We start from the raw sequence: 24,084 nt of genomic DNA on the forward strand, positions 1-24,084 counted from the left end.
GAGAGTTTCCTCGAAGGATCACACGGTGACCGCGCCTACGTCGGAAGCGACGAGCCGGCCACCGCGGGCTACACCACCTTAAGGGGCACTACTGCCTCCAGGCCGAGCAAGAGCGCGCGCTCCCCGCCTCCGTGGGCCGGGTGTTCTCGGAGGCCCTCGCGGGCACCGTCACGACCGGAGCATGGACGGAACTCCACCGCGCCGACCCGGAGACGTACCGAGAGATCCAGGCGGCGGAGATCCCAGGGCTCGCGGACGAGGTTCGCCGGTTCGGGATCCTCGCGGAGCGTCAGGTGGAGCCGGATCAGTTCGCGGTGCGCTGAGCCTCCCGGGCTGGTCGAGCGCCTCGGTGTCTGCGGATGCCGGGGCGCTCACCGGTAGTTGAGGCTCCGGTCATGTCATGATCGGCTGGACACTGTACTTAGGAGGGACCGTGGCCAAGCCAAACCGGTCGATGCTCGCCGCGATCGGCGAGGTGGCGAATGAGTCCGCTCGCGTCGATGAGCAACTTCGCGAGGTATTCACCCTCCTGATCGAGTCTCCGTACGGAGAAGTCATCAGTGCGGGAGAGGACACGGGCCGTCTCGTCCAACTGTGCTTGCGCGTAGCCGGATTCAACAGACGCGTCCCCGACGAAGCAGTGGAATTTCTGCGCACGATCTGTCAGTACATCGATCAAGTCCGGCTTGACCGCAACTTTCTCATCCACTCGGTCTGGGAAAAGGTCCCCGACTCGAAAGAGCATGTCGGGATACGGAGCAAGCGCCCCGCCACCTCCGGGCGAACTGAGACGAGCGAGGCCTTCAGGTGGACCCTTGAGCAAGCGCTCGACACCGCCGAGGCTTATCGGCTCGTCTCGCAGTCGCTCGGGCAATTCATTGACGGCGTCTTCCCGGGTGAGCGGAAGCCCCGGGTCATCTCTCGCCACAGGTGGGCCGAGATGACAGGTGCGATGAATAAACTGAGCGCTCTGCTGATGCCGCCAGCCGCCCCGTGACCCCGCATTGCAAGTGGCTGAAACCGTCGCTACTCTGCCGTCGCGTTCTCACGCTCGACTGCCAGCCGAGAACGGCTGAGACGCGACATCACCGAATCTGGGACCTCCTGATCACCACAGGCACCCACGTAACGCTCTAGGAACGCAAGTTCACGCGGGTACTCCCGGAGACGGCGCAGAACGACGGACATCTGCTCCGATGGCCAGGGGTCAGGGACCTCGCCGGTCACGCCCGTCTCGCGCTCGGCTGCGTAGATGCACTGCTCTAGCAAGTCGCGCGCCTCTTCCATTCGCTTCTGCCGCTTGAGTTCCGAGATCGTGGGCTTCAGTAGAGGCCAGTATTGGCCCTCGACTGCACCAGCGGCACGGCGGGCCTCCTTGTGGGCTTCACGCGCCGCTTTCTCAGCCTCCTTGCGCGCTCGCTCCGCCTCCCGCTCGGCGTAGTAGGCATCGGCCTGTTGACGCTCAGCGGCATAATCCTTCTCACTCTCACGGTCACCAGAGAACATGAGGGTCACACGCGAGCGCCAGGTCCCGTCGTCGTTGCGAGCCCAGATGCGGGCCAGGACAGTAGCGACGTTGCCTCGTCCGACCCCGGCGCAGACGCGGGCGATCGCCGCGCTGACCTCCTGCGGGACGTGTCCGACCTGCTCGCCCATGACAACAACGCGGACAGCGTTCCGGTCGTATTTGTTGTTCGGCTCAGGGACGAGGTAGGCGGTCTGCATGGTGACGCCGCCCTCCGCCCGCCCGAGTCCCCGGAAGATCTTGCCGATGCCGTCGCGGTAGTAGGCCTCTCCGGACACTTCGATATCCTCGCGGAACGAAACGAGGACCTCTCGGGAAGGTGGGACGGGAGCGGCTCGCGGTGTGGTCGCGGGCGTATGTCTCGCCTTGTCGCCGCCGAACAGTTTGGACAGGAACCCGGCCATTGGTGCCCTCTCGAGATTAGCGGGCACTCAAACCAGCCCGTTTGGCGAGAGTCTAGCGAGCGACCACTCTTCCGAGGCTATTGCGCTTCGACTAGATCCCGTGCATCTTCGACCGCTCCGATTTTCGCGGTCGCGGTCGCGACCCGGACGTTGAATCCGGCTCCGCCTGCCTTTCGACTTGCTTCAACGAGCATGCCGATCGGGCTGTCGGGACTCATCAGTTCCAGAGGCTCGGCTTCCCGTTCACGGAGCGATGACGCAGGGGGCAGGACGCTTGCGAGAGCGAGGTCGCCGTCCTCCATCATGACGAAGAGATTTGCGAACCCAGCACTCCACGCCACGCGCTCGAAGACGTCGCCGATCGATTCGTCAGCGAACGCGACCACAACGGGTTTTGAGCCGTCGATGCCGGTGACCTTCAGGAACGAGTTCACGCCTGGGCGAGAGATCGCGCCGAGGATGGCGGCGGTGTGTGCTCGACGCTCAGCGCTTACTGACGTGCGCATTGATCCATTCCTTCTCTCGTTGCTCCCATGTTGCAAGCATGAAGTCGTACTGTTCAGTGTATTGATCTTCTACTGTGTTGGGGCTAGTAATCGACTCGATAGTCGTTCTCACTTCTTTGCCCTTGGTGAAGTCGTGACTGTGAACTGTGTCGTGGGTGGAGTCTATGCGGAACAGGTCTTCCCAGCGGTAGGGCCCGCCGACCTGATGACAGATCGCGAAGTCGATGCACTTTCCACGATGACTATTGGACCTGACGAACAGGCGGCTCTTGGGAGACAACGCGAATGAAAGTTCGCTCGGTGGATCCCATTCCTCCTTCGGCGGACGTTCCCACAGGGTGGGCTCGGCGGCGGCGGACGCTTGCTTTTTTGCGACTCTCTTCGCCTGCCGGTTGTTCCGGCGGCTGAACTTGCCGTTCCGACCCACCTGGTCACTCTACTGATACAGCCAGACGACGTCGCTCCGCGCGTGCCAGATTCGTGCCACTAGGGGGCCATTCGTGCACAACTCCACCCAACAGGGCCGAACGACCGAGGCCCGGGATCCGCTTGATTCTGCGGGATCCCGGGCCTCCGGATAAGCCGTAGCGCCTGCTTTGCAAGCAGGATGTCAGGAGTTCGAATCTCCTAGGCTCCACAGATAGAACCCCCGGAATCGTCCAGATTCCGGGGGTTCTGCAGTTTTCCACATGTTAACAATTCCTGTTAACAACTTGGGTGCGCTCCGTGCCTTTCGCCCAGGTCGCAAAAAGCGTCGCTTTCAGCGCGGCTGAGCGGCCTCTTTTGCGACCTGAACCGTCATTCGCTCGGGTCTTCGGCGAGGACGTCGGCCGCGGCCGTGTCGTCGGAGTCATCCGTGTCTTCTGCAGCATCCGTGTCTTCGGAGTCGGAGGGAACGACCGTCGGCGGGTCGCCCTTCCCGTCCTCGGCACCGAGGTTGTCACCCTCTCCCGGCTCCGGCGACGGCTCCGTACTGATGTCGTTGCGGTTGCTCTCAATGCTCATCTTCGTTCCCTCCAGTCGGACGATGTGCTCGTGTGGGCGACGATACGCGCAGAGGCATCCACGCACGCGTCCCTTGACAACAACGACCTCGAGTGTTCTCGCATCGTCCGCCCAGGTCGCAAACGACGCCGCTTTCAGCGCGGCTGAGCGGCGTCTTTTGCGACCTGAGCGGCTCGTTGCGGCGGAGTCACGTGCGGCGCCGGCGCACTCCGTCGGCGAGTTCAGCGAGGGCTGCGGTCGTGGCATCCCACCCCATGCAGGCATCCGTCACGCTTTGTCCGTGGGTCAGGCGCGTGCGTCCGGCTGCGATGTCGAGCTTCTGGGCTCCGGCGACGAGGTTGCTCTCGAGCATGACGCCGGCGATCGCCGCACCGTCGGCAGCGATCTGCTCCCCCAGTTCGCGGGCCACGACGGCCTGACGCACGTGGTCCTTGCCGCTGTTGGCGTGGCTCGCGTCGACGACCACGCGCGGGGTGAGCAATGCAGCATCCAACCGGCGCGATGCCTCTGCCACGTGCGAGGCGGCGTAGTTCGGGCCATCGGCCCCGCCGCGCAGAATGATCGACGTATCAGGATTACCGGTCGTCGCCACCAGGCTCGCGCGCCCGTCCTCACCGATCCCGAGGAACGCCTGTGGAGCGGATGCCGCGGACGCAGCATCCAGCGCCACCTGAAGCCCACCGTCGGTACCGTTCTTGAAACCGATCGGCATCGACAGACCGGATGCCAGCTGACGGTGGATCTGGCTCTCAGTGGTGCGTGCGCCGATGGCGCCCCACGTGATGAGGTCGGCGGTGTACTGCGGGCTGATCGGCTCGAGGAACTCTGTGGCACACGGCATCCCGAGGGCTGTGACGTCGCGCAGGAATCCGCGCGCCATGCGCAGTCCGGTCTCGATGTCGTGGCTGCCGTCGAGGTGCGGGTCGTTGATGAGACCCTTCCACCCGATCGTCGTCCGTGGCTTCTCGAAGTAGGTGCGCATCACGATCAGCAGATCATCGCGGTGCGTCTCGGCCTCTCGCACGAGCTTGCCGGCGTACTCGAGACCCGCCGCGGTGTCGTGGATCGAGCAGGGGCCGACGACGACGAGCAGGCGATCGTCCTCCCCCGCCATGATCGCGCGCACCTCATCGCGGGTGCGCGCGACAAGAGCAGAACGCTCATCGCCGATCGGCAACTCAGCTGCGATGTCGCCCGGAGTGGGGAGAGTGGTGAATTTCGCGACGTGCAGGTCGGCGGTGGATTCGGTGGCGGTGATGGTGCTCATGGGTCCTGTCCTCTGTCGGAGACGGACCCCCGGATGCAGAGCCCGCCGAAACGGCGAAAGCCAGAGCAAATGCTCTGGCTTGTCGGCTCTGAAGGTTGGTGGGCGCTACTTCTGCACCGGCCCCTCCAGAGCCGACTCGAAATACGCATACCAACGGGTTGTCATGCGAATGATCCTACCCCATCCGCTACCCCTCGGTTCCACCGAACCTGCAAAACCACGCCGAGACCGCAGCGTATCGGCGCAGTCTCGGCGTGGTTTTGCAGGTTTGCGAGGGGGACGTCAGCGCAGGGGCGTGAAATCGCGGTTGGCGATGTGCGCCGGGCGAGAAGACTTCGCGGCGAACGGATCGACCAGCGCGTTCTCGACGCTGTTGAACACCATGAACACATTCGATCGCGCGTACGGGGTGATGTTGTTTCCCGAACCGTGCATGATGTTCGAGTCGAACCAGAGTGCCGAGCCTGCGGCTCCTGTGAACTGATCGATCCCGCACTTCTCGGCCAGCGCGGTGATGGCGGCATGACTGGGCACACCCGCCTCCTGTGCCTGCAGCGACTGCTCGTGGTTATTGTCGGGCGTCTCGCCGACAGCAGGCACGAACGTGCGGTGCGAGCCGGGCATCACCATGAGCCCGCCGTTGAACGGATAGTTGTCGGTCAGTGCGATCGACAGACTCACCGCCCGCGGCAGCGGCATTCCGTCTTCGGCATGCCAGGTCTCGAAGTCCGAGTGCCAGTAGAAGCCGGTGCCGGTGAAGCTCGGCATGTAATTGATGCGGGTCTGGTGCAGGTACACCTCTGACCCGACGATCTGCCGGGCCCGATCCAGCACCTTCGGATCACGGGCGAGAGCGTCGAGCGTGCCGCTCAGCTTCTCTACCTCGAACACCGAGCGCACCGTGCCGGTGGTGCGCTCGGTGATCATCCGAGGGTCGTCCTGCAACGCCGGATCCGCGGCCAGTCGGTCGAGCTCACTCGTGTACAGCGCGACGTCATTGCCGGAGATGAAATCGTCGATCATGGTGTATCCGCGCCGCTCGTGAGCTTCGAGCTCGGCCTCCTCGAAGGGGCCGTCGCCGTCAGATCCCCACACGGCCGGCTGCGTGCGAGCGATAAAATCACTCGGTGTGGCCAGTCGGGTCGGGAACAGGTCCTCTGCGGACGTCGTAGTTGTCATGCTTCGTTCTCCTGTCTCTCGTGCGGTGGTGAGTCGTGCGGTGGTGAGTCGTGCGGTGGTGAGGGATGCTGCGGATCAGACCGGTTCGGTCACCAGCGGGTACACGCCGTTCTCGTCGTGCACCTCGCGTCCGGTGATCGGCGGGTTGAACACACACACGGTGCGCATCTCGGTACGCGGACGCACCTCGTGCTTGTCGTGATCGTTCAGCAGGTACAGCGATCCCGGCGAGAGCTGGTGGGTCTCTCCAGTCGCGAGGTCGGTGATCTCGCCCTCGCCCTCGACGACGAACACGGCCTCGATGTGATTCGCGTACCAGAACTGGTTCACGGTCCCGGCGTACAGTGTGGTCTCGTGCACCGAGAAGCCCACCTGCTCCTTCGCGAGAACGATGCGCTTGCTGCGCCAGTTCTCGGTCTGGATGTCGGCGTCGGTGTCGGTGATCTCGTTGATGGTGCGGACGATCATGCGGGGGTGTTCTCCTTGTCTTCGATGTCGCTTTCGATGGTCAGGTGGGCGGATGCTGCGGCATCCGGGTTCGGCTCGCCCAGCACCGCACGCACAGACTCGTCGATGATGCGCAGGCCTCGGTCGAGCTCGGCATCGGTGATGGTGAGTGCGGGAAGGATCTTCATGACCTCGCCCTCTGGCCCTGAGGTCTCCATGAGCAGCCCGCGCTCGAACGCGGCCCGGCAGACGGCATCCGCCAGCTCACCCGAGGGGAACTGCAGTCCGCGGGCAAGCCCGCGTCCCTTCGCGAACAGCTCGTGCTGCGGGTAGCGCGCGGCGATCATGTTGAACCAGCCCTCGACGCGTGCGCCCTTGGTGATCGTCGAGTCGCGCAGCGCGTCATCGGTCCAGTAGCGGCGCAGTGCCGCGGCGCCGGTCGCGAACGCTGGACCGATTCCGCGGAAGGTGCCGTTGTGCTCGCCCGGCTGCCAGATGTCGAGTTCGGGCTTGATCAGGGTCAGTGCCATGGGGATGCCGTAACCGCTGATCGACTTCGACAGACACACGATGTCGGGGACGATGCCGGCCTCTTCGAAGCTGAAGAAGTCCCCGGTGCGGCCACAGCCCATCTGCACGTCATCGACGATGAGCAGCACTTCGTGCTTCTTGCAGAGGGTTGCCAGCTGACGAAGCCATTCAGCGCGTGCGGCGTTGATCCCGCCCTCGCCCTGCACAGTTTCGACGATCACTGCGGCAGGGGTGTTCAGGCCGCTGCCGGAGTCTTCGAGCAGGCGCTCGAAGTAGAAGAAGTCCGGGTAGTCGCCGTCGAAGTAGTCGTCGAACGGCATCGGCGTCGCGTGTACGAGCGGCACACCAGCGCCGCCGCGCTTGAGCGAGTTTCCGGTGACAGAGAGCGCACCGAGCGTCATGCCATGGAAGGCGTTCGTGAAGTTGATGACCGATTCGCGGCCGGTGACCTTGCGCGCGAGCTTCAGTGCGGCTTCGACGGCGTTGGCGCCACCGGGGCCGGGGAAGACGACCTTGTAGTCGAGGTTGCGCGGTTTGAGCAGCACCTCGTCGAACGCCTCGAGGAAGTCACGGCGGGCCGTGGTGAACATGTCGAGCGAGTGCATGACACGGTCATCGGCCAGATAGTCGATGAGGACCTTCTTCAGTTCAGGATTGTTGTGTCCGTAGTTGAGCGCTCCGGCACCTGAGAAGAAGTCCAGGTACTCGGCGCCCGACTCGTCGTACATCACGCTGCCGACGGCCCGGTCGAACACGACCGGCCACGAGCGCGAGTAGCTGCGGACTTCGGATTCCAGCTGGGTGAAGATATTCATTTGGAGTGGTTCTCCTCCTTGTTGTCGTCGTGCGGGGAGTGCACGCCGCCCGAGGTCAGGCGGATGGCGACGGCTACATCGGCGGACCGATCTCGTACAGCCGTTCAGGATCGTGGAGATCGGCGTCCGGCCCCTCGAGGCTCAGATGCGCGGTCTCGAAAAGGGGAGTGACGGTCATCGGCGCATTGCCCCAGCGCGCCGCGAGGCTGCCGAAAGTGCGCTGCGAGGCGACGTTGTCGTCGGTGATCGTCGTCTGCAGAGTGCGCACGCGGGGCTCGACCGTGGCGTCGTGAATCAGTGAATCGAGCATCCGTCCGGCGAGGCCCAACCCGCGGAACCCGGCATCGACGGCGACCTGCCAGACGAAAAGGCAGGAGGGGTCGGCAGGACGCCGGTAGCCCAGGACGAAACCGGCCGGATGCTCGTCGACGAGCGCGATCCGGCACGTCGAGGCGAAATCTCTGGCGTACAGAACGTAGGCGTAGGAGGAGTTCAGATCGAGGGTCTGCGAGTCGCGTGCGATGCGCCAGAGGTCGATGCCCTCGTCGATGCGTGGAGGACGAATCAGGCTCGTCCGGCCTGACTGCGCATCGATATGCGCAGCGTGTGGTGACCTTCTCGGCTCAGTCGAGCCGGCGGAAGTCAGAGCGTGTCACCACCCCGGATCGGGGCGCACGTGGAGAGAAGAAGCATCCTCTCCACAGTGTCATGCCGACCGCTCGACCTCAAATCAGCGTGCCGCCTGACGCACTCGCTCGGCGAGGAAGGTCAGATCAGCATCGGTCAGCGCTGTCACGGCGTACGCCGTCGGCCACACGTTTCCGTCGTCGAGCTGGGCTGCGGTATCGAACTCGAAGGTCGCGTAGCGCACCTTGAACTTGGACTTCGGCTTGAAGAAGCAGACCACTTTGCCCGCCTCGTTCGCCCACGCCGGCATCCCGTAGTAGGTCTTCGGCATCAGGTGAGGTGCGTTCTCGGTCACCATTGCAGAGAGCTTCTCGCCCAGCATCCGGTCTTCGTCGGGCATGTCGGCGAGTTTCGCGCGGATCTCTGCCGCGCCCTCGGCACGCGCCTCTTCTGGGCTCTTCTTCGCGCGCGACTTCTTCGTCTTGCTCTCCGCCAGCTTGGCCTTCATCGCGTCGCGTTCTTCGAGGGTGAAGTTCTTCTCGCTCATGTTGTTCTCCTTCGTCATGCCTCCAGAGTACGAATCCGCGGGTACCTGCCGCTTCTCGATTTCTGATGCATCCAGAGGCGATATGGGATGCTGGGGCCATGACCGCACTCCCGCACGATGACGTCGATTCCGGTGGCCTGCTCGAGTACTCCGTGGTCTTCACCGACCGCTCGCTCAACCACATGTCCGCCCGATTCATCGAGGCGATGCCCCAGATCCTGAACATTCTGGAAGAGGCATACAACGCACACACCTCGGCGATCGTCCCCGGCGGCGGCACCTACGCGATGGAGGCCGTCGCGCGCCAGCTCGCGACCGGTCGACGCACGCTCGTGGTGCGCAATGGCCTGTTCTCGTTCCGCTGGTCACAGATTCTGGATGCCGGGGGCATCAGCGACGACGTCACGGTGCTCACCGCACACCCCGAGAGCGACGACGTGCAGGCGGCCTGGTCTCCCGCACCGATCGAGAACGTCGTCGCAGCGATCCACGCTCGCCGGCCGGAGGTCGTCTTCGCCCCGCACGTTGAGACCGCTGCGGGAATGATCCTGCCCGACGACTACATCCGCACTCTCGCTGAGGCGACGCACGAAGTCGGCGGTCTTCTGGTGCTGGACTGCATCGCCTCGGGTGCGATGTGGGTCGATATGCAGGCCCTCGACGTCGACGTACTGCTCAGCGCACCACAGAAGGGGTGGAGCGGAACGCCGTGCGCCGGGTACGTGATGCTCAGCGAGGCGGGTCGGGATGCCGTGGTCACTCGGCCGTCGACCAGCTTCGCGATGGATCTTGGCAAGTGGCTGTCGATCGCCGACGAATACCGCGCGCGACGTGCGGCGTACCACGCGACGATGCCGACTGATGCGCTGCTCCGCAACCTCGGTGCCATGATCGAGACCCGTGACCGAGGCTTCGAAGCCCTGCGTGATGCGCAGATCGAACTCGGCACGCGCGTGCGCGAGCTGCTGGCGTCGCGCGGGTTGCCGTCGGTTGCGGCATCCGACTACGCGGCCCCCGGCGTCGTCGTCGTGCACACCGACGACCCCGCGCTGAAGTCGGGTGCGGCATTCAAGGAGCAAGGGCTGCAGATCGCGGCCGGCGTCCCGTTGCACTGCTATGAACCGGCCGGCTTCTCGACCTTCCGCCTTGGCCTCTTCGGGCTCGACAAGCTCGCTGACGTCGACGGCACGATCGCGCGGCTGGAGAAGGCACTCGACGCGATGGGGCGCTGAGCCCGCGTGAGGCCTGACAGACTGGCGCGATGACCACGATCTTCACCGGCCGCATCCGCCCCCTTGCCGCTGACCCGGACGAGATCGCCGAAGCGCTCGTCGTAGAAAACGGCCGCATCGTCGCACTGGGCACCGCAGTGGCGCTCAAGGCGCAGCATCCGGACGCCGACATCGTGGCGCTGGACGGCTGGGTCATGCCCGGTCTCATCGAGCCCCACGGGCACCCCGGGTACTCGTCCATTCTGCTGTCGCACCTGGTCGTCGACATCCGCCCGGTCACGATCCCGGATGCCGCGGGCGTCCTGGCGGCGCTCCGGGCTGCGCTGGCGGCATCCGGCGGCGAGGCCGTTTTCGCGAACGGCTGGGATGCGCTTCTGCAGCGCGGGCTTCCCGATCCCGACATCCACTGGCTCGACGATCTCGCCGGCTCCACTCCCCTGGTCATCATCCACAATTCCGGACATTCCGCGTACTTCAACAGCGCCGCCGCACTCGCCGCCGGTGTCGATGCCACTACCCCCGACCCACCCGGCGCGCGATTCGGACACGAGGATTCCGGTGCGCTGAGCGGCGTGGCCGTCGAGGAGGCGGCGGTCGAACAGGTCGTAGCCCCGATGCTCGCGACGGCGCAGCAGCATCTTCCCGAGCTGCTTCTCGCGCACCTTCAGGATCTCTCCCGCCGCGGGATCACGACGGTCTCCGACCTCTCGTGGAACGCCGAGCTCAACCCGCTGATTGACGCTCTGCACGCGCAGGGCGAGCTTCCCGTGCGCTTGCGGTGGTACGAGATGTCCCGACCGGGCGGTTCCGTCACCGCACGCGGTGAGGGCGACGCGGTATCCCGTCAAGTCGGCGTGAAGACCTGGTCGGACGGCTCTCCCTGGATCGGCAATATCGCCACGTCCTTCCCGTACCTCGACACCAAGGCGACGCGCGGCCTCGGCCTCGAGCCGCACCACGTCGGCGAGGCGAACTACACGGCGGCCGACCTGCTCGCCATCGCCGAGCCGTACGCCGCCGCGGGATGGCAGCTCGCCTGCCACGCGCACGGCGACCTCGCGGTCGAATCCACACTCGATGTGTACGAGCAGATCATCACCCGGCACGCGCTCGCAGATCACCGCTTCCGGCTTGAGCACTGCGGGGCCATGACGCCCGCGCAGTTCGCTCGCGCAGCATCCCTCGGCGTCACCGTCAGCCTGTTCGTCGACCACATCACCTACTGGGGTGAGGTGCTCGTCGATGATCTGTTCGGCGCGGAGCATGGCGGCGCGTGGGCGGATGCTGGCGCCGCCTTCGCCGCGGGCCATCGAGCGACGTTCCACAATGACGGCTGGGTGACGCCGAACGAGCCCTTCCGCAATATGGCGGTGGCGCAGACCCGTACCACGCGCGATGGCTACCGGATGCCCGGTGGCACACCCGTCACGCGCGCACAGGCCCTTGCGGCCCAGACGAGCAACGCCGCCTGGCAGCTGTTCAGCGAGCACGAGGTCGGCAGCCTCACCCCGGGATTGTTCGCGGACTTCATCGTGGTGGATCGGGATCCCGTGACAGTATCCGCCTCCGACCTTGCAGACACGGTCGTTCTCGCCACCTACCTGGCCGGATCGAAGGTCATCTGATCGGGATACGTAAGCGCTCCCACTAGGGTTGACGCATGGATCTGCGCGTCGCTGCGTACGCGGTAATCACCGATGATGACGACCGCGTCCTGCTTGCGCGCTGGACCGGAGGCCGCCGCGTCGCGTGGACGATGCCCGGTGGTGGCCTGGAGCCGGGCGAGGATCCCGAAGACGCCGTGCGCCGCGAGGTTCGCGAAGAGACCGGCTACTCTGCGCGGGTGCTCGAACTGCTCGGCGTCCACTCGCGGGTGATCCCCGCCAGTCGTCGGTCGCCGACATCGGATGCTCCGCTGCACACTCTGCGCATCGTCTATCGTGCAGCGATCACCGGTGGCAAGCTCCGCTTCGAGGAGAACGGCTCGACCGACATGGCGGGATGGTTCAGCGTGCCCGAACTGGCCGGCCTGCAACGCGTCAAGCTCGTCGACATCGCGCTGCGAATGGCCGAGATCCTCTGATTACTCGGGAGCCGAGTTACTCGGGAACCGAGATGTCGGCGACGGTCGCCCCGTAGGCGGCGATGAGCGCGTCGGCATCCACGAACAGGCTGTATCCGTGTGCTCCGGCGCCCATCGCGATGCGCTGGCCGACGATCGACTCGTCGGCGTAGATCGGCCAGTCGGTCGAGCTGCCGATCGGAACGATCGTGCCGCGTTCGAAACCGGTTGCGGAGAAGGCGAGGTCCGGCTCGGGAAGGCGCAGCTTGTTCACTCCGACGAGTGCGCGCAGCTTCGGCCACGAGATCGAGCGTCCGCCGGGGATCAGCGCGAACAGGTAAGTATCGTCGCGGCGCTTGACCACGAGGGTCTTCACGATGCCGGATGCCGCAATGCCGAGAAGCGCGGCAGCGTCATGGAGGCTGCTGGCTTCAGGCCGTTCGCGGATCTCGATGTCGAGGCCACGAGTGACCGCGGCATCCCGAACGCGGTCGAGGCTCACGCGTCAGGTGCAGAAAGCGGGTCGTCTGCGACCCAGAGCTCGTCGTCTGCGCGCAGTGCCTGCCACGCGGCGTAGAGCACGCCAGCGGCTGCCGCTGCACCGAGCACGATCGCGATGACCGATCCGATGCCAGGGCCCTGCTTCTTCTTGACGATGCGACCATTGGTGACGGTCAGTCCCTGGCGCTTGGCGTTCGCGACGTCCCATGCAGAGAGCGCACTGCCGACGACACCACCGACGAGAGGGACGACCTTGTCGTCGACGACGTGGCGACCGATCTTGACGCCGCGTTCGACAGTCGGTGCCACATTGCGCTTGTAGGCGTCCTGGACGATCGGGAAGACCTGCTCGCGGCCGACGTTGCCGAGCTGGCGACCGGCCTCACGTGCGATCCCGGCCGCGTGGCCGACGAGCTCCTGCTGGTGTTCCCAGAGCTCGTTCGCGTCGTTCTGCAGACGGCGCAGTTCCTTTTTCCGCTTGCGGGTGAGGCTCACAATGTTCTCCTGTCGATGTGGAGTACGGGTTCACTATCTTGCCAGACGAGTCTGTGTGCCCGCACTGATTGTGCCGACCCTTGTCAACGGATCGCCGGCGCGCTATGTTCACGTGCCGGCTTTGGGCCAGCATCCGGCAAGCTCTGAGAGAATATCCTCATGCCTCAGCACTCACACGTTGCCACCATCCACACCAACCATGGCGACATCGTCGTCAACCTCTTCGGCGATCAGGCCCCGAAGACCGTCAAGAACTTCGTCGGCCTCTCCGACGGAACCCAGGACTGGACCCACCCCGCCACGGGCAAGCCGGGCGAGGGCGCTCTCTACAAGGACGTCATCTTCCACCGCATCATCCCGAACTTCATGATCCAGGGCGGCGACCCGCTCGGTCAGGGCGTCGGCGGCCCCGGCTACAACTTCGACGACGAGATCAACATGGATCTCAACTTCAACGAGCCCTACATCCTCGCCATGGCCAACGCAGGTCTTCGCCGCAACGCCATCACGGGCAAGGCTGAGGGCACGAACGGCTCGCAGTTCTTCATCACCACTGACCCGACGCCGTGGCTGCAGGGCAAGCACACGATCTTCGGTGAGGTCGCAGACGACGCGTCCAAGAAGGTCGTCGACGCTATCGCGGCTGTTCCCACCGCTGCCGGTGATCGCCCGGTCGAGGACGTCGTCCTCCAGTCGGTCGACATCGTCGCGGTCTGATTCCGCACTCTCTGGCCGATCCGGATGACGTCTTCTGAATTCGCGAGCAACCGCGACAACTTCTGCTATCGCCATCCGGATCGGCAGAGCTTCGTGCTCTGCCAGCGCTGCATGCGCACGATCTGCCCTGAATGTCAGACGCAGGCTGCCGTCGGCGTGATCTGCCCGGAGTGCATGAAGCAGCAGCAGCAAAGCCGCACTCCCGCGCAGAAGCGCGCGCAGCGCCAGTGGGGACGCCGGTCCGCCAGCTCGCTCACCATGGCAACGCGCAGCGGGAAGCCCGTCGTCACCTACGCGCTTCTCGCCATCACCTCGTTCATCGGGCTGGTTCAGCTCATCCCGGGCCTCGGCGACCAGATCTCCGGCGCCCTCCTCTTTCACGCGGCTTATCTGTACCCGAGCCTGTCGGGGATGCCGTTCGAGCCGTGGCGTCTGCTCACGGCGATCTTCGTGCACGGCGGATTCATCCATCTGGCGCTGAACATGCTCGCGCTGTGGATGCTCGGTCAGAATCTCGAACCGATGCTCGGCCGCGTCCGCTATCTCGCGCTCTATCTGATCAGTGGGCTCGGCGGATCGGTGATGGTCGCCCTGCTCGCCCCGAATACAGCGACTGTCGGAGCATCTGGATCGATTTTCGGCCTGCTCGCAGCGCTCCTGATCATCGGCCGGCACATCGGTGCGAACGTCACCGGAATCCTCATCGTGCTCGCCGTGAACTTCGCCTTCGGTTTCTTCATCGGCGGCATCGCCTGGCAGGCGCACCTCGGCGGCGCCATCGTGGGCGCGCTGATCGCGTTCATCTACACGCGCACCCGGCGCCGCGCGCAGCGCAGGTGGCAGATTCTTCTGCTCATCGCGGTCGTTGTCGTACTGATCCTCGTGGTGGCGTTCATCCCACCTCTGATCATCACGGCTTAACCGCCCGGTCAGAAGTTGTTAACAGGCTTCTCCACCCCTGTGAATAACAACCGTGTAATTCTCCCCAGGCTGTGGACAGACCTGTGGATAACTTCGGGCTCGACGGGTAGGTCAGACTTCGAGGATTCCGTCCTTCGCCGCCGACGTGGGCGGGAGATGCCTCGTTGCTAGATCTTCCATCAGGTGCACTGACGCATAGAGCGCCGGAGAGACGCGTCCCGCGTCGTCGAACACCCGGATGCTCCGCCGCAGTCGTCCCTGTGGATAGTGAGGGTGACGGAAGCTGACCGCCACGCGCGTACTCGGCCATTCGCCGACGACCGTTGTTTCGGCGTCACGCAGACCGGGGCCTGTAGACCCGAATTCGCGCTGGACAGCCGCCACGGCGGCCTGCCGGTCGGCGACACTGATCTCGACGAGATTCCAGCGGATGCCACGAACGTCAGTGGCACGGGCTCCGGTGCGGATACGTGCACGATCAGAGCGGCATGCTCGCCGTCGTCGAAGGCGAATGCTGCACGATGGTCGACGGTGATGGATCTCTGGATGCCGTCGACGCAGAGCACCGCGAGCTCGTGGTCCACCGACCACGCTTCACGCCAACGGGCGAATTGTCCGCTCATGCCGATCAGTGTAGAAGCCGACTCCGCATCCGATAACGCAAAATACCCCCCGCCGAAGCGAGGGGCATCTCGAACAGATCAATGGGCAGTCATCGCCACCGGGTCGTCATCAAGAAGCCGATCAGTGCGATGCCGAGGCCGATGGCGAGGTTCCATGAGCCGATGCCGGGAATCGGGAACTGCATGCCCGAGATGTAGAAGACGAGGATCCACGCGAGCCCCAGCAGCATGAAGCCGAGCATGACGGGCTTGAACCAGACGGCGTTGGGGGCGGCGTCGCCCTCTGCCCGTTCGACGACGGGTTCTTCATTCTTGCGGTCACGTGCCATGCCGTCATTCTACCCATGAGAGCCCGTTCCGCCCGCTTCCGCGGGTGATGGCAAACTTCGCCGGATATGATCACGCCTATGACCGCACCCTCCTCGCTGCCCACTCGGCGCGCGCGACGTCGGCGCGTGCGGCCGCGAGCAACCTTCACAAGCGTCCTCGGCGAGCTGCTGCTGACGGCCGGCGTGGTCGTGCTGCTGTTCGTCTCATGGCAGATGTGGATCGGTGACATCATCATCGGCGCACAGAGCAACAGCGAGGGGCACGCTGTCTCCGAGGAGTGGGCTCAGCTTCCCGTGCCAGAGCCGCCACCGGTCACCACAGAAGAAGATGGCGACGTCTGGTACGAGCCACCGGTGCTGGCGCACCCGGAGCACGGCATGAAATTCGCGCAGATGCTGATTCCGCGCTTCGGCCCCGACTACAACGTCGCGATCGCCGGTGGCACCTCGCGCCCGGTCACCCTCGACAACGGATGGATCGGGGTGTACGACCAGTCCGCCATGCCTGGTCAGGTCGGCAACTTCTCGATGGCCGGGCACCGCACCACGTGGGGCGCACCGCTGAACCGCATGGACAAGCTGCGTCTTGATGATGCCATCGTCGTCGAGACGCAGGAGGGCTGGTACACCTACCGTTTCCGCACGCTCGAGTACGTCACCCCCGACAAGGTCGATGTGCTGCTGGACGTGCCGCAGGTGCCGGGAGCCGCGACAGGCGAGCGGTATATGACGCTCACGGCATGTTCGCCCCTCTACTCCCTCGCCGAGCGCATAGTCGGCTACGCCGTCTTCGAGGGCTTCCAGCCGCGCGCCGAAGGACCACCGGCATCGCTCGAACCCGTCGCCGAAGTCGCACCCCCGTCCATCTAGGAGCACTGACATGTACGCAGCGCTGTGGCGCATCCTTCCCGGCCCGTGGTGGCTGCGCGTGCTGATCCTGCTCGTGGCGGTCGCCGCGATCCTGTACGGGCTGTTCTTCTACGTCTTCCCGTGGGTGAGCCCGATCATCACGCCGAACGAGGTCGACCTGGAATGAGCGTGCGGGTGCTCGTGGTCGACAACCACGACAGCTTCGTGCACACGCTCGCCGGGTATCTTCGCGAACTCGGCGCGCTCGTCGACATGATCGAATCGGATGCCGCAGACACGGCCGGCTTCTCAGACCTGCTCCCCCGCTACGAGGGCGTGCTGCTCTCGCCCGGCCCCGGCCGACCACGAGACGCCGGAGCCTGCGTAGACATCGTGGCGCTGTGCGCCGAGATGCGGATGCCGCTGCTCGGCGTCTGCCTCGGACATCAGGCCATCGGTGCGGCGTTCGGGACGGAAGTGTCAGAGGCGCCGGAGCTCATGCACGGAATGGTCTCCACCGTGGAGCACGACGGATCGCTGCTGTTTGAGGCCATCCCCTCGCCCGTCGACGTCGGCCGGTACCACTCGCTCGCCCTCGCCGAAGCCGAACTGCCCGCAGAGATCGCCGTCACGGCGCGCACAGCATCCGGCACCGTCATGGCGATCGCGCACCGCGACCTTCCGATCGTCGGGGTGCAGTTCCACCCCGAGAGCGTCCTCACCGAGCACGGATACCGCCTGCTTGCGAACTGGCTGGCGTCGATCGGCGACACTCACGCTGTCGACGCGGCGGCCGCGCTGCATCCGCTCAGCCGGTAGTTCGGTAGTTCCGGTAGTCCCCGTCAATGATCGCCGCCGGCGAGCTGATCGAGCAGGTGATCGAGCACGCCGCCGAGCACCTCGAGGCCGTCGCGCACTCCCCCGGTCGACCCGGGCAGATTCATCACCACCGTGCGCCCTGCGATCCCCGCGCGTCCACGCGACAGCAACGCCGTCGGCGTCTTCTCGGCGCCCAGACGCCGCAGCTCTTCCGAGAGGCCGGGAAGTTCGGCATCCAACACCGAGAGAGTGGCCTCGGGCGTGCGATCATCCGGCGACACCCCCGTGCCCCCGGTGGTCAGCAGCACGTCGGGATGTTCGGCCAGTACCTGCGGAAGCGTGCTGGCGACGTCAGCATCCGCGACGATGATCGGCTCGGGTGCCTCGAATCCGCGCTCGAGAAGCCACTCGCGGATCACGGGACCCGTGCGATCGGCGTAGTGCCCGTTCGCCGCCCGCGTCGAGACGACGATCACGCAGGCGCTGCGGCTCATTCGATCGACCAGTCGCCGCTCTTGCCACCGGACTTCGCGAGCACCTTCACGTCAGTGATCACAGCGCGATTGTCGACCGCCTTGATCATGTCGTAGAGCGTGAGGGCGGCGATGTTGGCGGCGGTCAGCGCCTCCATCTCGACGCCCGTCACGCCATTGGTGACCGCGGTGGCAGTGATCGTGACGCGGTCGCCGGCCGGTTCGAGGTCGACGGAGAGCTTGGTCAGCGGGAGCGGATGGCACAGCGGAATCAGGGTGGACGTCTGCTTCGCGCCCATGATCCCCGCCAGCCGCGCGGTGCCGAGTGCCTCGCCCTTCGGCAGCGACCCGTCAGCAATGCGCGAGACCACCTCGGCGGTCGTGACGAGCACGGCCTGCGCGCGCGCTTCGCGTCGGGTGACCGCCTTGTCGGTGACATCGACCATGTGCGCCGAGCCGTCGGCGCGCAGGTGGGTCAGGTCAGTCATCGATCCTCCAGATCTTCACGTCGGCGCTCTCGGGGTGCATGCCTATCCCCCGGCGAACTGAGGCAGCACATCGATTGCGAGGCCTGCGGGCTGTGCGTGATCGCGGGTTACCACACCGTCGACGAGGAACGACCCCGATCGCAGCACGCGCGCCATCGGCTGCCCATAGGACGCGAGCAGGCGATCGTGCACATCACCCACCGTCGGGGCGGACTCGAACGCGAGCGATTCTTGCTCGCGCCCTGCCGCTTCGGCTGCTGCCGCGAAATAGCGCACTGAGACGTCCGACATGTCTCGATCCTATTCCCTGGCCCGACCCGCCCCGACGGGACACCGTGGTGGGTACGCTGAACGCATGATCCCGCTCGTTGATCCGGGTCCGGTGCTCGAGCCCGAACGCCTGGAACGCTACAGCCGACAGCTGATGCTGCCCGGCTTCGGTGAGCAGGCGCAACGGCGTCTGCGGGCATCGCGAATTCTCGTCGTCGGGGCGGGAGGACTCGGCAGCGCCGTCGTGCCTGTTCTCGCTGCTGCCGGGATCGGCACGATCGGGGTCGCGGATGACGACATCGTCGAGCTCTCCAACCTGCACCGTCAGCTCAGCCACGGCGTCGTCGACATCGGCACGCGCAAGACGTCGTCGTTGGCAGACACTGTGCGGGCGATCGACCCGGATTGCCGCGTGGTGACTCACGATCTTCGCCTCAGCGCTGCGAATCTGCCCGAGATCCTCTCGAACTATGACCTGGTGATCGACGGCAGCGACAACTTCCCCACCCGTTACCTCGTGAGCGACGCGGCATCCATGGCAGAAAAACCCCTGATCTGGGGGTCAATCCTGCGGTTTCAGGGGCAGGTGGGGATCTCGTGGGAAGCGCACGGCCCCACGTACCGCGACCTGTTCCCGTCGCCGCCACCGCCCGAGGACGCGCTCTCCTGCGAGCTCGGCGGCGTGCTGCCGAGCCTGTGCCCGGCCGTCGGATCCTTCCTCGCGACCGAGGCGATCAAGCTCATCACCGGGATCGGCGAACCGCTGATCGGACGCGTCCTCGTCTACGACGCCCTGAGTGCGAGCACGCGAGAGATTCGCTACGCGCGTCCCGCCGACGCGCAGCCCGTCACGGAGCTGATCGACTACGACCTGTTCTGCGGGCTGACCTCGGATGCTGATGACACCGCTGTCTCGGCCGCGGAGCTGCTTGCGCGGTTGCGGGCGGGGGAGAACCTCGCGCTCATCGATGTGCGCGAGCTCGTCGAAGTGGAGGGCCGCCGGATTCCCGGCAGCATCCACCTACCGCTCGGCGAGATCGAGGACGGCCGCATGCCGGATGCCACGGGCGAGGTGGTCGTGTACTGCGAACGTGATCCGCGCGCGCGGCGGGCTGTCCACGAACTCCGTGAACGGGGGATCGAGGCGCGCTATCTCGCCGGCGGCATCCGCTCGTTCGTCGAGATCGGGGGAGAGGTCCTCAGCGGAGCGATCGTGCACGTCTGAGCGCTCACCCGCCGATGTAGCTCATCTCGATGCGGTTGCGCGCCTGGCGAAGCCCCGGTGTGAGTTCGGATCGGATCTCGGAGTAGCGATCATCGCGCGCCCCCCAGATGGATGCCATCGCTGCGGCGAGCTCGTCATCATCGGCCCCGCCGCGCAGCAGAGCCCGTAGGTCGTGACCCTCGCTGGCGAACAGACAGGTGAAGAGCTTGCCCTCTGTCGAGATGCGGGCGCGATTGCACGTGCCGCAGAAGGCGTTCGTGACCGAGGAGATCACGCCGATCTCACCACCGCCATCGCGGTAGCGCCAGCGCTTGGCGACCTCACCGGTGACGACCGGGGCGATCTGCTCGAGCGGATGGACGGCGCTTATGCGAGCGATGACCTCGGCGGAGGGAACCACCTCGTCGAGAGACCAGCCGTTGGTCGTGCCGACATCCATGTACTCGATGAAGCGCAGCGTGAAGGGGGAGTCCTTGAAGTGCGAGGCCATTTCGACGATCTCACCATCATTCACCCCGCGCTTGACGACCATGTTGAGCTTGATCGGACCGAGCCCGGCTTCATGCGCGGCGTCGATGCCCGCGAGAACGCGTGCGACCGGGAACCGAACGTCGTTAATGCTCTGGAACAGCTCGTCATCGAGTGAGTCGATCGAGACCGTGACGCGGGTGAGTCCCGCAGCCTTCAAGGCTGTGGCCTTGGTAGCCAGAGCAGAGCCGTTCGTGGTCAGCGCGATCTCCAGCGGCTCGCCCTCTGGCGTGCGGAGGGCGGCGAGCCGCTCGATGAGCTCTTCGATGCCCTTTCGAAGGAGCGGTTCGCCTCCGGTGAGGCGGATCTTTCGGACACCGTGAGCCGCCGAGACCCGGCAGATCCGCTCGATCTCCTCGAAACTGAGGAGTTCATTCCGGTCGAGGAATGCATAATCACGACCGAATACCGTTTTCGGCATGCAGTAGACGCAGCGGAAGTTGCACCGGTCCGTGACCGAGATCCGCAGGTCGCGCATCGGACGGTCGAGGCGGTCGCGAACGCCCGAGGAGACCAACTGACGCGCGCCCGCACGGGAGGTGTGCTCGCCGTGACCTGCAGCAGTCGACATCGCAGAAACCTCCCTCTGAGTGGAACGCTAGCACCACTCAGCGCACGGGGCGCACTGAGACGTCCGTGGGTAACAGGGCGAACGACAGACGAGCACCAGGGCGCAGGTCGATCTCGACGGCCGCAGACGAAGAGCAGTCGACGGCGAACTCCGGGTGCTCGGTCGTCGTGATCCGGATGCCCCCGGGAATCGGCTCGAGAGTCTGCACGGATCCGGTCCACCCGATCGCCGGGTCAGTGCGCGGAGCGTCCGAGTCGCGCACCCGCACCGCGCTCGGAGCGAAAGCGGCCGAGAGCTCGTCGCCTTCACGGGCGCCCTCGGCAGCGGGGAGCACCAGCGCAGGTCCTTCGGCAGCCGAGAGCACCAGCCGGCCCTGGGCATCTGCGCGTCCGAACACGAGATTCACGCCGGCGAGGGCGGCGACGAACGCAGAGCCAGGGTGACCCAGCACCTCGCGAGTCGTGCCGTGCTGCACGACCGCACCACCCTGCAAGACCGTGGTGCGCCCGGCGAGCACGACGGCGTCGAGCACGTCATGAGTGACGAGAACCATCGGGATCCCGCGGCGATCGCGCAGCTCGGCGATCAGTCGACGTGCGTGGGCGGCCGTCTGCGCATCGAGTCCCGAGAACGGTTCGTCGAGCAGCAGAGCCCCGGGGTTTGCGGCGAGTGCACGGGCGATGGCCGCACGCTGCTGCTGTCCACCCGAGAGCTGCGATGGGCGTCTGCTCTCGAAGCCGGCGAGGCCGACCTCTTCGAGCAGACGGCCGGCTTCCGCGCGAGCATCCGATCGCTTCCTGCCCTGAGCCCGCGGACCGAAGGCGACGTTCTCGAGCACGGAGAGGTGCGGGAACAGCATCGATCGCTGACCGAGAAGGCCAACCCGGCGGTGCTCGGGCGGCACACGTCGCCCATCCGCGGCGTGGAGCGCGATGTCGCCCAGGCTGATCGTGCCGGTGACGTCACGGACGTGGCCGGCGATCGCACCCAGCAGCGTCGACTTGCCGGCGCCGTTCGCTCCGAGGATCGCGAGGATCTCGCCAGGCTCTGCGCGGATGGCCGCATCGAGCGCGAACCCACCGACCCGCGCACGGACGTCGGCGGTGAGGGCGCTCATCGGAGCGCTCCCGGGCGCCAGCCGCGCATGAGCACCAGTACGGCGATCGCGACGAGGATCAGCATGAGCGACAGTGCGATGGCGGTGTCTTCGCGCACGCCCGCACCGTTGAAGGCCGTGTAGATCGCGAGCGGCATGGTGCGCGTGACACCGGGGGAGTTGCCGGCGAACAGCGCCGTGGCGCCGAACTCGCCGAGCGCTCGGGCGAAGCACAGCACGGTTCCCGCGAGGATGCCGGGGGCAGCCAGCGGCAGGGTCACTCGGCGGAACACCGTCATCCGGTTCGCGCCGAGGCTTGCGGCGACGCGCTCATGGCCGGTGTCGATTGTGCGCAGTGCTCCTTCGACGGAGATCACCAGGAACGGCAGCGCGACGAACGCCTGGGCGATCACGACAGCGGTCGTTGTGAAGGGGACCCGGATGCCGACGACGTCGAGCGCGCCGCCGAGCAGGCCGTTGCGGCCGAGCAGCGAGAGCAGCGCGATACCGCCCACCAGCGGCGGCAGGACGAGGGGGAGCGTGGTCAGAGTGCGCAGAACCGCAGCAGGGCCTGCGGAGCTGCGAGCAATGAGCATCGCCAGCGGGATGCCGAGCACCACGCAGATGATCGTGGCGATGGATGCTGTCAGCAGCGACAGGCCGAGCGCCTGCTGAGCCTCGGGGGAGACGATCGCGGTGGCCATCTCTGACCAATCGAGCCGAGCGATCAGCGCGATGAACGGCAGCAGAAGCAGTACAGCGCCGATGGCTGCGGGGACGAGAAGCCAGAGCGGGAGCCCGCTCGACGTCGAACGCGCAGCTCGGAGAAGGCGCGGCTGACTCAAGGGGCACCGAACCCGAAGGACGCGAGCACCTTTTGACCTGTGGGGGAGAGCACGTAGTCGACGAAGGCGGCCGCGAGGGCGGGGTTCGGAGCATCCGCCAGCGAGACGATCGGATATACGTTCACGAAGTCGTCGGCGCTCGCGATCTCGACGCCGGTCGCTTCCTTGCCGGCCGCCTGGATGTCGGTGCGGTACACGAGCCCGGCATCCGCCTCTCCCGACTTCACCTTCGAGAGCACCGCGGTGACGTTCTGCTCCTCGCTGGAGGGGGTGATCGTGATTCCTGCCGCCTCCATCAGGTTCTGCGATGCCGCGCCGCAAGGAACGTCAGCCGTGCAGAGCACGATGATCAATTCGCTGTCCGCGAGGGAGTCGAGACCCGTCACAGCGAGCGGGTTGCCCGGGGCCACCGCGATCTCGAGGGTGTTCGTGGCGAATGGCGCGGCGTCGCCGGCGAGAGCGGTGTCGGTGACCTTGGTCATGGTGCGCTCATCTGCCGAGGCGAACACATCAGCCGAGGCGCCCTCCAGGAGCTGGGTGGCGAGCACAGAGGAACCGTCGTACGTGATCGGGCGCACATCGGCGCCAGGGTGCGCGGCTTCGAAGCCGCTAGCCAGCTGGTCGAAAGCGCCAGAGAGGGATGCTGCCGCAAACACCGTCAGCTCGCCGCCCGAAGAATCGGACGGGGGCTCTGCTCCCGCGGAGCATCCGGTCAGCGTGAGCGACAGCCCCACGACGAGTGCGGCAACGGCGCGCACCCTCACGCCGAGGCTTCCTTCTCGGTCTCGAGGATCACCATGGTCGCCTTCACAACAGCGACGCCCTTGGAACCGACTTCCAAGCGCAGGTCGCGCGCGGCCTCTGCCGACATCAGCGACACGATGCGGTGGGGTCCGCTCTGCAACTCGACCTGCGCCATCAGCCCGTCGATCGTGACTTTGGTGACGAGGCCGACGAAGCGGTTGCGGGCGCTGCTGCGGACCTGGCCGACATCAGCGGGATCGATCGACATGGTCTTGGTGTGCACGGCGAGCTCCGCGCCGTCAACGACCTGCACACCGGCCGAGTCGTGGTTCAGCGAAAGGACGCCGGTCTGCACCCAGCGCCGCACGGTGTCATCGCTCACACCGATGAGTTCTGCGGCCTCGCTGATCCGGAAATGCGTCATGAATGAGAGCATATCTCCG

Annotated in this window: 33 protein-coding genes and 1 tRNA gene; 12 read left to right on the forward strand and 22 right to left on the reverse strand. The window is 65.8% G+C overall.

All coding sequences use genetic code 11. The annotated features are described in order from the left end of the window. Window positions 1-140 precede the first annotated feature (140 nt). Together ACN0RC_RS12240 and ACN0RC_RS12245 are read left to right on the forward strand one after the other, a co-directional pair. On the forward strand, window positions 141-323 hold the full coding sequence (locus ACN0RC_RS12240; RefSeq protein ID WP_417512109.1) for a hypothetical protein: 183 nt from the start codon (window positions 141-143) through the stop codon (window positions 321-323). Between the two features lie 110 nt (window positions 324-433). Then, window positions 434-997 (forward strand): hypothetical protein, encoded by a 564-nt coding sequence (locus ACN0RC_RS12245; RefSeq protein WP_417512111.1) that lies wholly within the window; start codon window positions 434-436, stop codon window positions 995-997. A 29-nt stretch (window positions 998-1,026) separates the two neighbouring features. On the opposite strand, the gene ACN0RC_RS12250 is transcribed toward ACN0RC_RS12245, so the two are convergent. From ACN0RC_RS12250 to ACN0RC_RS12260, 3 genes are all read right to left on the reverse strand, one after another. Further along, window positions 1,027-1,803: an HIRAN domain-containing protein gene (locus ACN0RC_RS12250; RefSeq protein ID WP_417512112.1), complete on the reverse strand. Its 777-nt coding sequence runs from the start codon at window positions 1,801-1,803 to the stop codon at window positions 1,027-1,029. Between the two features lie 203 nt (window positions 1,804-2,006). Then, window positions 2,007-2,435: a hypothetical protein gene (locus ACN0RC_RS12255; RefSeq protein ID WP_417512114.1), complete on the reverse strand. Its 429-nt coding sequence runs from the start codon at window positions 2,433-2,435 to the stop codon at window positions 2,007-2,009. Beyond that, on the reverse strand, window positions 2,413-2,862 hold the full coding sequence (locus tag ACN0RC_RS12260) for a hypothetical protein (protein WP_417512116.1): 450 nt from the start codon (window positions 2,860-2,862) through the stop codon (window positions 2,413-2,415). Before ACN0RC_RS12260 ends, ACN0RC_RS12255 begins: the two co-directional genes overlap by 23 nt. A 133-nt stretch (window positions 2,863-2,995) precedes the next feature. On the opposite strand from ACN0RC_RS12260, the gene ACN0RC_RS12265 reads away from it, so the two are divergent. Next, a tRNA-Ala gene (locus ACN0RC_RS12265) sits at window positions 2,996-3,072 on the forward strand. A gap of 161 nt (window positions 3,073-3,233) precedes the next feature. Here ACN0RC_RS12265 and ACN0RC_RS12270 read toward each other — a convergent pair. The 7 genes from ACN0RC_RS12270 to ACN0RC_RS12300 form a co-directional block, all read right to left on the reverse strand. Beyond that, the gene (locus tag ACN0RC_RS12270) at window positions 3,234-3,440 is read right to left on the reverse strand and encodes a hypothetical protein (protein ID WP_417512117.1); all 207 of its coding nucleotides are present in this window, start codon (window positions 3,438-3,440) and stop codon (window positions 3,234-3,236) included. A 187-nt stretch (window positions 3,441-3,627) separates the two neighbouring features. After that, window positions 3,628-4,707: a 3-deoxy-7-phosphoheptulonate synthase gene (locus tag ACN0RC_RS12275; RefSeq protein ID WP_417512119.1), complete on the reverse strand. Its 1,080-nt coding sequence runs from the start codon at window positions 4,705-4,707 to the stop codon at window positions 3,628-3,630. 282 nt (window positions 4,708-4,989) lie between these two features. Next, on the reverse strand, window positions 4,990-5,886 hold the full coding sequence (gene thpD, locus ACN0RC_RS12280) for an ectoine hydroxylase (protein ID WP_417512121.1): 897 nt from the start codon (window positions 5,884-5,886) through the stop codon (window positions 4,990-4,992). A gap of 75 nt (window positions 5,887-5,961) precedes the next feature. Then, the gene (locus ACN0RC_RS12285; protein WP_417512122.1) at window positions 5,962-6,354 is read right to left on the reverse strand and encodes an ectoine synthase; all 393 of its coding nucleotides are present in this window, start codon (window positions 6,352-6,354) and stop codon (window positions 5,962-5,964) included. Beyond that, on the reverse strand, window positions 6,351-7,679 hold the full coding sequence (gene ectB, locus ACN0RC_RS12290; RefSeq protein ID WP_417512124.1) for a diaminobutyrate--2-oxoglutarate transaminase: 1,329 nt from the start codon (window positions 7,677-7,679) through the stop codon (window positions 6,351-6,353). Before ectB ends, ACN0RC_RS12285 begins: the two co-directional genes overlap by 4 nt. 73 nt (window positions 7,680-7,752) lie before the next feature. Continuing rightward, window positions 7,753-8,325 (reverse strand): diaminobutyrate acetyltransferase, encoded by a 573-nt coding sequence (gene ectA / locus ACN0RC_RS12295; RefSeq protein ID WP_417512379.1) that lies wholly within the window; start codon window positions 8,323-8,325, stop codon window positions 7,753-7,755. Between the two features lie 84 nt (window positions 8,326-8,409). Further along, window positions 8,410-8,871 carry a hypothetical protein gene (locus ACN0RC_RS12300; RefSeq protein ID WP_417512126.1) on the reverse strand — a complete coding sequence of 154 codons (462 nt, stop codon included), beginning with the start codon at window positions 8,869-8,871 and terminating at the stop codon, window positions 8,410-8,412. Window positions 8,872-8,951: 80 nt separating this feature from the next. Between ACN0RC_RS12300 and ACN0RC_RS12305 the strand changes: the two genes are divergently transcribed. The 3 genes from ACN0RC_RS12305 to ACN0RC_RS12315 are packed head-to-tail and all read left to right on the forward strand — an operon-like array spanning window position 8,952 to window position 12,168. After that, window positions 8,952-10,085, forward strand: a complete 1,134-nt coding sequence (locus tag ACN0RC_RS12305; protein WP_417512127.1) for an aminotransferase class V-fold PLP-dependent enzyme — start codon at window positions 8,952-8,954, stop codon at window positions 10,083-10,085. A 29-nt stretch (window positions 10,086-10,114) separates the two neighbouring features. Continuing rightward, complete coding sequence (locus ACN0RC_RS12310; RefSeq protein ID WP_417512129.1) at window positions 10,115-11,710, forward strand: amidohydrolase; 1,596 nt, start codon at window positions 10,115-10,117, stop codon at window positions 11,708-11,710. A gap of 35 nt (window positions 11,711-11,745) precedes the next feature. Next, window positions 11,746-12,168 carry an NUDIX hydrolase gene (locus ACN0RC_RS12315; protein ID WP_417512131.1) on the forward strand — a complete coding sequence of 141 codons (423 nt, stop codon included), beginning with the start codon at window positions 11,746-11,748 and terminating at the stop codon, window positions 12,166-12,168. Between the two features lie 16 nt (window positions 12,169-12,184). Here the strand turns inward: ACN0RC_RS12315 and ACN0RC_RS12320 are convergent, their stop codons facing one another. Next, the gene (locus ACN0RC_RS12320; protein ID WP_417512133.1) at window positions 12,185-12,649 is read right to left on the reverse strand and encodes an aminoacyl-tRNA deacylase; all 465 of its coding nucleotides are present in this window, start codon (window positions 12,647-12,649) and stop codon (window positions 12,185-12,187) included. After that, window positions 12,646-13,143 carry a DNA helicase gene (locus ACN0RC_RS12325; protein WP_417512135.1) on the reverse strand — a complete coding sequence of 166 codons (498 nt, stop codon included), beginning with the start codon at window positions 13,141-13,143 and terminating at the stop codon, window positions 12,646-12,648. Before ACN0RC_RS12325 ends, ACN0RC_RS12320 begins: the two co-directional genes overlap by 4 nt. A 159-nt stretch (window positions 13,144-13,302) precedes the next feature. On the opposite strand from ACN0RC_RS12325, the gene ACN0RC_RS12330 reads away from it, so the two are divergent. Then, window positions 13,303-13,860 carry a peptidylprolyl isomerase gene (locus tag ACN0RC_RS12330; RefSeq protein WP_417512137.1) on the forward strand — a complete coding sequence of 186 codons (558 nt, stop codon included), beginning with the start codon at window positions 13,303-13,305 and terminating at the stop codon, window positions 13,858-13,860. A gap of 24 nt (window positions 13,861-13,884) precedes the next feature. Beyond that, entirely contained in the window at window positions 13,885-14,781 is an 897-nt protein-coding gene (locus ACN0RC_RS12335; RefSeq protein ID WP_417512139.1) for a rhomboid family intramembrane serine protease, read from the forward strand. A gap of 179 nt (window positions 14,782-14,960) precedes the next feature. Here the strand turns inward: ACN0RC_RS12335 and ACN0RC_RS12340 are convergent, their stop codons facing one another. Then, window positions 14,961-15,404 (reverse strand): hypothetical protein, encoded by a 444-nt coding sequence (locus ACN0RC_RS12340; protein WP_417512141.1) that lies wholly within the window; start codon window positions 15,402-15,404, stop codon window positions 14,961-14,963. Between the two features lie 89 nt (window positions 15,405-15,493). Next, on the reverse strand, window positions 15,494-15,733 hold the full coding sequence (locus ACN0RC_RS12345; RefSeq protein WP_417512143.1) for a cell division protein CrgA: 240 nt from the start codon (window positions 15,731-15,733) through the stop codon (window positions 15,494-15,496). Window positions 15,734-15,811: 78 nt separating this feature from the next. On the opposite strand from ACN0RC_RS12345, the gene ACN0RC_RS12350 reads away from it, so the two are divergent. The 3 genes from ACN0RC_RS12350 to ACN0RC_RS12360 are packed head-to-tail and all read left to right on the forward strand — an operon-like array spanning window position 15,812 to window position 17,401. Continuing rightward, window positions 15,812-16,603, forward strand: a complete 792-nt coding sequence (locus ACN0RC_RS12350; protein WP_417512144.1) for a class E sortase — start codon at window positions 15,812-15,814, stop codon at window positions 16,601-16,603. Window positions 16,604-16,613: 10 nt separating this feature from the next. Further along, window positions 16,614-16,769, forward strand: a complete 156-nt coding sequence (locus tag ACN0RC_RS12355) for a hypothetical protein (RefSeq protein WP_417512146.1) — start codon at window positions 16,614-16,616, stop codon at window positions 16,767-16,769. Continuing rightward, window positions 16,766-17,401 carry an anthranilate synthase component II gene (locus tag ACN0RC_RS12360; protein ID WP_417512148.1) on the forward strand — a complete coding sequence of 212 codons (636 nt, stop codon included), beginning with the start codon at window positions 16,766-16,768 and terminating at the stop codon, window positions 17,399-17,401. The genes ACN0RC_RS12355 and ACN0RC_RS12360 overlap by 4 nt, the downstream gene beginning before the upstream one ends. Window positions 17,402-17,424: 23 nt before the next feature. Here ACN0RC_RS12360 and ACN0RC_RS12365 read toward each other — a convergent pair whose 3' ends face one another. The 3 genes from ACN0RC_RS12365 to ACN0RC_RS12375 are packed head-to-tail and all read right to left on the reverse strand — an operon-like array spanning window position 17,425 to window position 18,653. After that, window positions 17,425-17,895 (reverse strand): MogA/MoaB family molybdenum cofactor biosynthesis protein, encoded by a 471-nt coding sequence (locus tag ACN0RC_RS12365; protein ID WP_417512150.1) that lies wholly within the window; start codon window positions 17,893-17,895, stop codon window positions 17,425-17,427. Then, window positions 17,892-18,362: a cyclic pyranopterin monophosphate synthase MoaC gene (gene moaC, locus ACN0RC_RS12370; protein WP_417512152.1), complete on the reverse strand. Its 471-nt coding sequence runs from the start codon at window positions 18,360-18,362 to the stop codon at window positions 17,892-17,894. Before moaC ends, ACN0RC_RS12365 begins: the two co-directional genes overlap by 4 nt. A gap of 42 nt (window positions 18,363-18,404) precedes the next feature. Then, entirely contained in the window at window positions 18,405-18,653 is a 249-nt protein-coding gene (locus ACN0RC_RS12375) for a MoaD/ThiS family protein (protein WP_417512154.1), read from the reverse strand. 64 nt (window positions 18,654-18,717) lie between these two features. On the opposite strand from ACN0RC_RS12375, the gene ACN0RC_RS12380 reads away from it, so the two are divergent. Then, window positions 18,718-19,857, forward strand: coding sequence for a ThiF family adenylyltransferase (locus tag ACN0RC_RS12380; protein ID WP_417512156.1), 1,140 nt, complete (start codon window positions 18,718-18,720; stop codon window positions 19,855-19,857). A 4-nt stretch (window positions 19,858-19,861) separates the two neighbouring features. On the opposite strand, the gene moaA is transcribed toward ACN0RC_RS12380, so the two are convergent. Genes moaA through ACN0RC_RS12405 form a run of 5 tightly spaced genes read right to left on the reverse strand, consistent with a single transcriptional unit; the run spans window position 19,862 to window position 24,065 of the window. Continuing rightward, a complete protein-coding gene (moaA, locus tag ACN0RC_RS12385; RefSeq protein ID WP_417512160.1) occupies window positions 19,862-20,956 on the reverse strand; it encodes a GTP 3',8-cyclase MoaA in 1,095 nt (364 codons plus the stop codon). Between the two features lie 37 nt (window positions 20,957-20,993). Next, window positions 20,994-22,073, reverse strand: a complete 1,080-nt coding sequence (locus ACN0RC_RS12390; protein ID WP_417512162.1) for an ABC transporter ATP-binding protein — start codon at window positions 22,071-22,073, stop codon at window positions 20,994-20,996. Further along, on the reverse strand, window positions 22,070-22,897 hold the full coding sequence (locus ACN0RC_RS12395; protein ID WP_417512164.1) for an ABC transporter permease: 828 nt from the start codon (window positions 22,895-22,897) through the stop codon (window positions 22,070-22,072). The genes ACN0RC_RS12390 and ACN0RC_RS12395 overlap by 4 nt, the downstream gene beginning before the upstream one ends. After that, on the reverse strand, window positions 22,894-23,661 hold the full coding sequence (gene modA, locus ACN0RC_RS12400; RefSeq protein WP_417512166.1) for a molybdate ABC transporter substrate-binding protein: 768 nt from the start codon (window positions 23,659-23,661) through the stop codon (window positions 22,894-22,896). The genes ACN0RC_RS12395 and modA overlap by 4 nt, the downstream gene beginning before the upstream one ends. Further along, entirely contained in the window at window positions 23,658-24,065 is a 408-nt protein-coding gene (locus ACN0RC_RS12405) for a TOBE domain-containing protein (RefSeq protein ID WP_417512168.1), read from the reverse strand. The genes modA and ACN0RC_RS12405 overlap by 4 nt, the downstream gene beginning before the upstream one ends. Window positions 24,066-24,084: the final 19 nt, after the last annotated feature.

The sequence above is a fragment of the Microbacterium sp. genome, from assembly GCF_048259935.1.
Classification (GTDB): Bacteria; Actinomycetota; Actinomycetes; order Actinomycetales; family Microbacteriaceae; genus Microbacterium.